The following is a 6,875-nucleotide window of genomic DNA, read 5'->3' as shown; positions in this document are numbered from 1 at the left end:
AGCGCCCGCCCCCCCCCCCCCCCCGCCCGCCCGGGCCCGCCCTATGCCGCTTCCCGCCTCATTCCCTGGTTTGAGCGCTGTGAAGGAGGCCTTCAGGGCTATTCGACGCGGCCGAGGCGGGTCATGAAGCTGAGCCGGTCACCGCGGAAGAGCGAGCGGACCCGTTCGAACGGTTCGCCGTCAGGCCCCCACGAGATCCGGTGCATGAGCAGCATCGGCAGCGCCGGGTTCGTACCGATCAGCAACGCTTCCCGCGGCGTCGCGAGCACGGTCTCGACGCGCTCTTCGGCGCCGTCGAACACGACACCGAGCCGCTCACGCAGGCAGGCGTACAGCGATTGCTCCGGATCGAACACGTCGAGCAGCGTCGGGAACCGGGCGGCACGCAGATATGTCGACTCGAGGCCGACGCGTTCGGCGTCGGCGAGCAGCACCCGCTCGATGTGGATGATCTCGTCCTCCGGCGCGATCCGCAGGTCGGCGGCGAGCGCGGGTCCCGCGGCGCGGCGTTCGAGGGTGATCACGTTCCGGCCGGGCTCGATTCCCTGCTGCCGCAGGCCTTCGGTGTAGCTGACCAGTGCGAGCGGCTGCACGATCTTCGGCGGGGCGACGTAGGTCCCGCTCCCCTGCCGCCTGCTGAGCCTGCCTTCGAGGACGAGTTCCCCGACCGCCTGGCGGACGGTCGCGCGCGAGACCTCGAACCGTTCGCACAGTTCCCGCTCGGTCGGCAGCGCGCTGCCCTCGCCGAGTTCGGCGATCACCTCCAGCAGGCCGACCTTGACCGCGTAGTAGCGCGGGATGCGGCCGTGCTCGGGGATCCCGTCGCGGACGGGGCCGTCGGCGGAGAGGCGGGTCAGCGAGGAACGTGCGGTCACGGAACCCGAGACTAGGCCCTCCGGACGCGGACGTGGTTCGCTGTCCCGCGACAAGGCACGCCGACGCGAAGGATCACCCGGATGAGCTCGACCCCGATGGCCCGGCGGCTCGGCCTCGGCGACGCGGTGTTCCTCGGCCTCGGCTCGATGATCGGGGCCGGGGTGTTCGCCGCGTTCGCCCCGGCCGCCCGCGCGGCGGGGGCCGGGCTGCTGCCCGCGCTCGCGCTCGCCGCCGTGGTCGCCTACTGCAACGCGACGTCGTCGGCCCGGCTGGCCGCGCGGTATCCGGAGTCCGGCGGGACCTATGTGTACGGCAGGGAACGGCTCGGCGAATTCTGGGGTTTCCTGGCGGGCTGGGGATTCGTGACCGGCAAGACGGCCAGTTGCGCGGCGATGACACTGACCGTCGTCGCCTACGCCGCGCCGGGACTGGACCGGCCGTGGCGGAGCGTGCTCGCGGTCGCGGTGGTCGCGGCGCTGACCGGGGTCAACTACCGTGGCGTGCACCGCTCGGCGCTGGCGACGCGGGTGATCGTCACGATCACCTTGGTGGTGCTGGCTTTGTCGGTCGCCGCGATCTCCTCGGGCGGAACGGCGTTCGCCGTCACGCCGTTCGCGGAGTTCCGGACGGGCGGAGTGCTGGAGGCGGCGGGACTGTTGTTCTTCGCGTTCGCGGGGTACGCGCGGCTCGCGACGCTCGGCGAGGAGGTCCGCGACCCGGCCCGCACGATCCCGCGCGCCATCCCGCTCGCGCTCGGGCTCACCCTCGTCGTCTACGCCGCCCTCGCGGTGGTGCTGCTCGTCCGGCTCGGGCCCGCGGCGCTCGCCGCGAGCGCCGACCCGATCGCGGCGGCGGTGTCCGGATCGCCGTGGCCGTGGCTGACGCCGGTCGTGCGTGCCGGTGCCGCGCTCGCCGCGCTGGGTTCGCTGCTCGCGCTGATCCTCGGGGTGTCCCGGACGACGCTGGCGATGGCCCGCGACGGGCATCTCCCCCGGTTCCTGGCCGTCATCCATCCCCGGTTCGGCGTACCGCACCGGGCCGAGCTGACAGTCGGGGCGATCGTCGCGGTACTGGCCGCGTCGATCGATCTTCGCGGCGCGATCGGGTTTTCGTCCTTCGCGGTCCTCGCGTACTACGCCGTGGCCAACTCCGCCGCTTTGACGCTTCGCCGCGACGAGAACCGCGCGCCCCGCGTCATCGGGGTCGTCGGCCTGCTCGGCTGTGTCGTCCTGGCGTTCAGCCTGCCATGGACATCGGTGGTGATCGGCTGCGGGGTGCTCGCGCTCGGCGCCGCCGCCTACGGTGTGCGACGGTTTCGCCGCTGAGTCCATTGTGGACTACCAGGTTACGGGCTTGTAACCAGTCTCGTTCGTGACCCATTTGCCGGAAAGACCCGAAGAAAGTCGGTAGTCCCCGTGTGGGTGCCTCTGGTGTAGTCGGTGGGCGGCCGCGCGTAGTGCTCAGTATCCACTGTGGACTCCGGAAGGAATGATCCCTTGGCCCCCCAGCGATGGTTCACCCTGCTCAGAAACGCCGCGATCGGTCTCGCGGCGGCCGCGACGATCTCCTCGTTCGCCACCCCGGCGGTCGCGGCCGAGCCCCCGTCCACCGACGTCATCGGCGGAACCCGTGCCGCGCAAGGAGAATTCCCGTTCATGGTGCGGCTGTCCATGGGCTGCGGCGGAGCGCTCTACACCAGCCAGATCGTGCTGACCGCGGCGCACTGTGTCAGCAGGACGGGCGCGAACAGCTCGATCACCGCCACCGTCGGCGTGGTCGACCTGCAGAGCACCAGCGCGCAGAAGGTGAAGTCGACCTATGTGTACCGGTCACCGACCTACGGCACGGACACCGGTGGTGACTGGGCGCTGATCAAGCTCGCCAGCCCGGTCAGCGGCCTCGCGACGCTGCCGATCGCGACGACGTCGTCGTACAACAACGGCACCTTCACGATCGCGGGCTGGGGCGCGGCGACCGAAGGCGGGTCGCAGCAGCGTTACCTGCTCAAGGCGCAGGTCCCGTTCGTCGCCGACAGCACCTGCCAGGCGCAGGGCGGCTCGTACGGCGAACTCATCCCGAGCGCGGAGATCTGCGCGGGCAACGTGTCGGCCGGCGGGGTGGACACCTGCCAGGGCGACTCCGGCGGGCCGATGTTCCGGCGGGACAACAACAACGCCTGGATCCAGGTCGGCATCACCAGCTGGGGCGACGGCTGTGCCCGGCCGCACGCGCCCGGCGTGTACACCGAGGTGAGTACGTTCGCGTCGGCGATCGCGGACGCCGCCAAGAAGATCTAGGGCCCCGAGCTGAGCTGAAGGGGACTTTTCTCGCATGGCATGCGAGAAAGTCCCCTTCAGCGGGTCTTGTCCAGGCGGGACAGTGCCTCCTCGTACCCGGACACGAGTTCGGCGATGACCTCGGCGACGCTGCGGACCCGGTCCATCCTGCCGACGATCTGCCCGACCGGCATGGCCACGAGGTTCGGGTCCTTCGCCGCGTGCATCCGGTGGTGCGCCGGGGAGACGAGCAGGTTCTGCAACGGCATCGGCAGCGGTTCGGGCGCGTCCGGGGCCGCCCACGCCTCGGTCCACCGGGTCTTGAGCAGCCGCGCCGGTTTCCCGGTGTAGATCCGGCTGCGCACGGTGTCGGAGGAACTCGCGGCCACGAGCGCGCTCTGGATCGCGCCCGATCCGGTCATCGTCTGCAGGTATTCCTCGGTGGCGAGCCAGAACGAGCCCATCCACACCCCGGACGCGCCGAGCGCGAGCGCCGCGGCGGCCTGCCTGCCCGAGCCGATCCCGCCCGCGGCGAGGACCGGGGCCCGGTCGCCGACGGCGTCGGCGATCTCCGGGACGAGCACCATCGAGGCGATCTCCCCGGTGTGGCCGCCCGCCTCGTAGCCCTGCGCCACGACGATGTCGACGCCGTTGGCGACATGCCGCGCGGCGTGCTCTGCCTTGCCGGCGAGCGCCGCCACCGGCACGCCCGCGGCGTGGGCCTGCGCGATGACGTCCTCCGGCGGCGAGCCGAGCGCGTTCGCGATCAGCTTGATCGGGTGCTTCAGCGCGACGTCGACCTGCGACCGCGCGACCGAGTGCAGCCAGCCCAGCACCCCGTCGCGTTCGGCGCCCTCGCCGGGCAGCGGTGGCACGCCGAGTTCGGCGAGCACCCTGTCCACGAACGCGCGGTGTTCGTCCGGGATGAGCTTGCCGAGGTCGACCTGGGTGCCCTCGGCGGGGATCTTCGCGGGCATCACGACGTCGACGCCGTACGGTTTCCCGTCGGTGTTCTCGTCCATCCAGTCGAGAACGGCGTCGAGTTCGGCGGCGTCGTTGAACCGGACGCAGCCGAGCACGCCTATGCCGCCGGCCCGGCTGATGGCGGCCGCGACGTGTTCCGACGGGGTGAACCCGAAGATCGGCAGGTCGATCCCGAACCGATCGCAGAGCGGAGTCCGCATCCGTTACCTCCTAGACGGGCTGGTTCGCGGGCGGGTGCTCGGCGGCGTACCGCTGCGCCCAGGGGTAGTCCGGTTTACCGCTCGGCGTGCGGCCGATCTCCTCGGTGAGCCACACCGTGCGGGGCACCTTGTACCCCGCGATCTCCCCGCGCACATGCGCCTCGAGGCTCGCGAAGTCCACGGCGGCACCGTCGCGCGGCTGGATCACCGCGGCGACGCGCTGGCCCAGCCGCTCGTCCGGCACGCCGATCACCAGCGCGTCGAAGACGTCGGGATGCGATTTCAGCGCACCTTCCACCTCCTCCGGATAGACCTTCTCGCCGCCCGTGTTGACGCACTGGGACCCACGGCCGAGCAGCGTGACCGTGCCGTCCTCCTCGTAGCGAGCGTAGTCGCCGGGTACGACATAACGGGCTCCGTCGACCTCCGCGAAGATCGTCCGGCTCTTCTCGGGGTCGTTGTAGTAGCCGAGCGGGACGTGCCCGCGCCGGGCGATGAGGCCGATCGCGCCCGGCTCCGGCGGCACGGCGTTGCCGTCCTCGTCGAGCAGGATGGCGTCCTTGCCGAACTGGACGCGCGGGCCCGCGCTGTGGTCGGAATCCTTGCCCACCATGCCGATTCCGGTGAACCCGCTCTCCGACGAACCGATTGCGTCGGTGATCACCACGTTCGGCAGGAGACCGAGGAACTCCTGTTTGACCGAGTGCGAGAACAACGCGGCGTGACTCGAAACGGCGACGATCGACGACGCGTCGTAGTCACCCTCGCGATAGGCCTCGATGAGCGGGCGGGCCATCGCGTCGCCGACGATCGTGAGGACCTGGACCTTGTTGTCCTGCACGGCTTTCCACACGTCGTGCGCGTCGAACCGCGGGACGAGCACGACCGGGCTGCCGGTGAACAGCGCGCCGAACGCGGCCCACTGCGCTGCGCCGTGGATGAGCGGCGCGGCGGGGAGCCGTACGAGGCTGCCCGACTTGCCCTGCTCGGCGAGCGTCCATTCGTCCGGGACGTATTCGCCGGTGACGAAGTTGATGCCGCCGCCGAGCGCGCGCCAGATGTCCTCGTGGCGCCACAGGACGCCCTTGGGGTAACCGGTGGTGCCGCCGGTGTAGAGGATGTAGAGATCGTCGGCGCTGCGTTCGCCGAAGTCGCGTTCGGGCGATTCGGCGGCCAGCGACGTTTCGTAATCGACTCCGCCGTAGCTCTCGTAATCCCCGCCGGTGCCGTCGTCCACGACGACAACGTGTTTCAATTTCGGGGTTTCCGGCAGCACGGCGGCGACCTTGTCCGCGTACTGCCGTTCGTGGACGAGCGCGACGAGGTCGGCGTTGGTGAACAAGTACTTCAGTTCACCGTGGACATAACGGTAGTTGACGTTGACGGCGATCGCGCGCAGCTTGTAGGCCGCGATCATCGCCTCCAGCGCCTCGATGGAGTTCCGGGAGTAAACACCGATGTGGGATCCGCGTCCCACGCCGTGCGCGGCCAGGTGGTGGGCGAGGCGGTTGGCCCTCGCCTCCAGCTCGGCGAAGGTGACCCGCCGGTCACCGCACACGACCGCGACACGTTCCGGCACGGCGTCGACGGCGTGCTCGAGTAGATCCGCGATGTTGAGTGCCACGCCCCTAAAGTAGAACATGTTATCGTTCTGAGCAATGGCAACGAGGCTTCCAGGAGGTATCCGTTGAGCGAGCCGCACGCGCTGGTGGAGCGGGACGGGCAGACGCTCGTCGTCACGATGAACCGGCCCGAAGCGAAGAACGCGCTGACCGGCGAGATGCTCGGGATCATGACCGAGGCCTGGGACCGCGTCGACACCGACGACGACATCCGCAGCTGCGTCCTCACCGGCGCGGGCGGCGCGTTCTGCGCGGGCGCGGACCTGAAGTCGATGTCCCGCAACGCGCCGAGCGACGCGTTCGATCGTGGGGCGTTCGACCCGGCCCGAATCGAAGGACTGCTGAAGGGACGTCGGCTCACGAAGCCGCTCTTCGCCGCCGTCGAAGGACCCGCCATCGCGGGCGGGACGGAAATCCTGCAGGGAACGGACATCCGTGTCGCCGGGGAGAGCGCGAAGTTCGGGGTGTCCGAGGCGCGGTGGAGTCTGTACCCGATGGGTGGATCGGCGGTCCGGCTGCCGCGTCAGATCCCGTACACCGTCGCGGCGGATCTGCTGCTCACCGGGCGGCACATCACCGCGGCCGAGGCCCGCGAAATCGGGCTGATCGGCCATGTCGTGCCGGACGGAAAGGCGCTGAACCGGGCGCTGGAGCTGGCCTCGCTCGTCAACGCCAACGGCCCCCTCGCCGTCCGCGCGATTCTCAAGACCATGCGCGACACCGAAGGCATGCACGAGGAAGAGGCCTTCAAGCTCGACGCCCAGTACGGCATCGCCGTCTTCGCCAGCGCCGACGCGAAGGAAGGCCCCCGTGCCTTCGCCGAGAAACGCCGCCCCAACTTCCACGGCCGCTAACGGCGAGTCCCACACCCGAAAGCCCGAGTCCCACGTTCGCGAGCCCGAGTTCCACATTCGCGG

The 6,875-nt window shown here is 70.2% G+C and carries 6 protein-coding genes; 3 read left to right on the top strand and 3 right to left on the bottom strand.

All coding sequences use genetic code 11. The features are described 5' to 3' along the window. Positions 1-98: 98 nt before the first annotated feature. Positions 99-875: a GntR family transcriptional regulator gene (locus ACFWX1_RS36055; RefSeq protein ID WP_378394278.1), complete on the bottom strand. Its 777-nt coding sequence runs from the start codon at positions 873-875 to the stop codon at positions 99-101. A gap of 81 nt (positions 876-956) precedes the next feature. Here ACFWX1_RS36055 and ACFWX1_RS36050 point away from each other — a divergent pair, with 81 nt between their 5' ends. Continuing rightward, positions 957-2,201, top strand: a complete 1,245-nt coding sequence (locus tag ACFWX1_RS36050) for an APC family permease (RefSeq protein WP_378394277.1) — start codon at positions 957-959, stop codon at positions 2,199-2,201. Positions 2,202-2,372: 171 nt separating this feature from the next. Next, positions 2,373-3,173, top strand: a complete 801-nt coding sequence (locus ACFWX1_RS36045) for a S1 family peptidase (RefSeq protein ID WP_378394276.1) — start codon at positions 2,373-2,375, stop codon at positions 3,171-3,173. Between the two features lie 56 nt (positions 3,174-3,229). Here the strand turns inward: ACFWX1_RS36045 and ACFWX1_RS36040 are convergent, their stop codons facing one another. Further along, entirely contained in the window at positions 3,230-4,336 is a 1,107-nt protein-coding gene (locus ACFWX1_RS36040) for an NAD(P)H-dependent flavin oxidoreductase (RefSeq protein WP_378394275.1), read from the bottom strand. Positions 4,337-4,346: 10 nt separating this feature from the next. Next, the gene (locus tag ACFWX1_RS36035) at positions 4,347-5,960 is read right to left on the bottom strand and encodes an acyl-CoA synthetase (RefSeq protein WP_378394274.1); all 1,614 of its coding nucleotides are present in this window, start codon (positions 5,958-5,960) and stop codon (positions 4,347-4,349) included. 63 nt (positions 5,961-6,023) lie between these two features. Between ACFWX1_RS36035 and ACFWX1_RS36030 the strand changes: the two genes are divergently transcribed. Beyond that, the gene (locus ACFWX1_RS36030) at positions 6,024-6,812 is read left to right on the top strand and encodes a crotonase/enoyl-CoA hydratase family protein (RefSeq protein WP_378394273.1); all 789 of its coding nucleotides are present in this window, start codon (positions 6,024-6,026) and stop codon (positions 6,810-6,812) included. Positions 6,813-6,875: the final 63 nt, after the last annotated feature.

This window comes from Amycolatopsis sp. NPDC059021 (assembly GCF_042739895.1).
Taxonomy (GTDB): Bacteria; Actinomycetota; Actinomycetes; order Mycobacteriales; family Pseudonocardiaceae; genus Amycolatopsis.
The sequence above is the reverse complement of the archived record's forward strand: the minus strand, read 5'-3'. Positions and strand labels throughout refer to the sequence as shown.

Coding starts and splice junctions, on each gene's coding strand:
- ACFWX1_RS36040 (WP_378394275.1), bottom strand. CDS start 4,336: ATGCGGACTCCGCTCTGCGATCGGTTCGGGATCGACCTGCCGATCTTC.
- ACFWX1_RS36050 (WP_378394277.1), top strand. CDS start 957: ATGAGCTCGACCCCGATGGCCCGGCGGCTCGGCCTCGGCGACGCGGTG.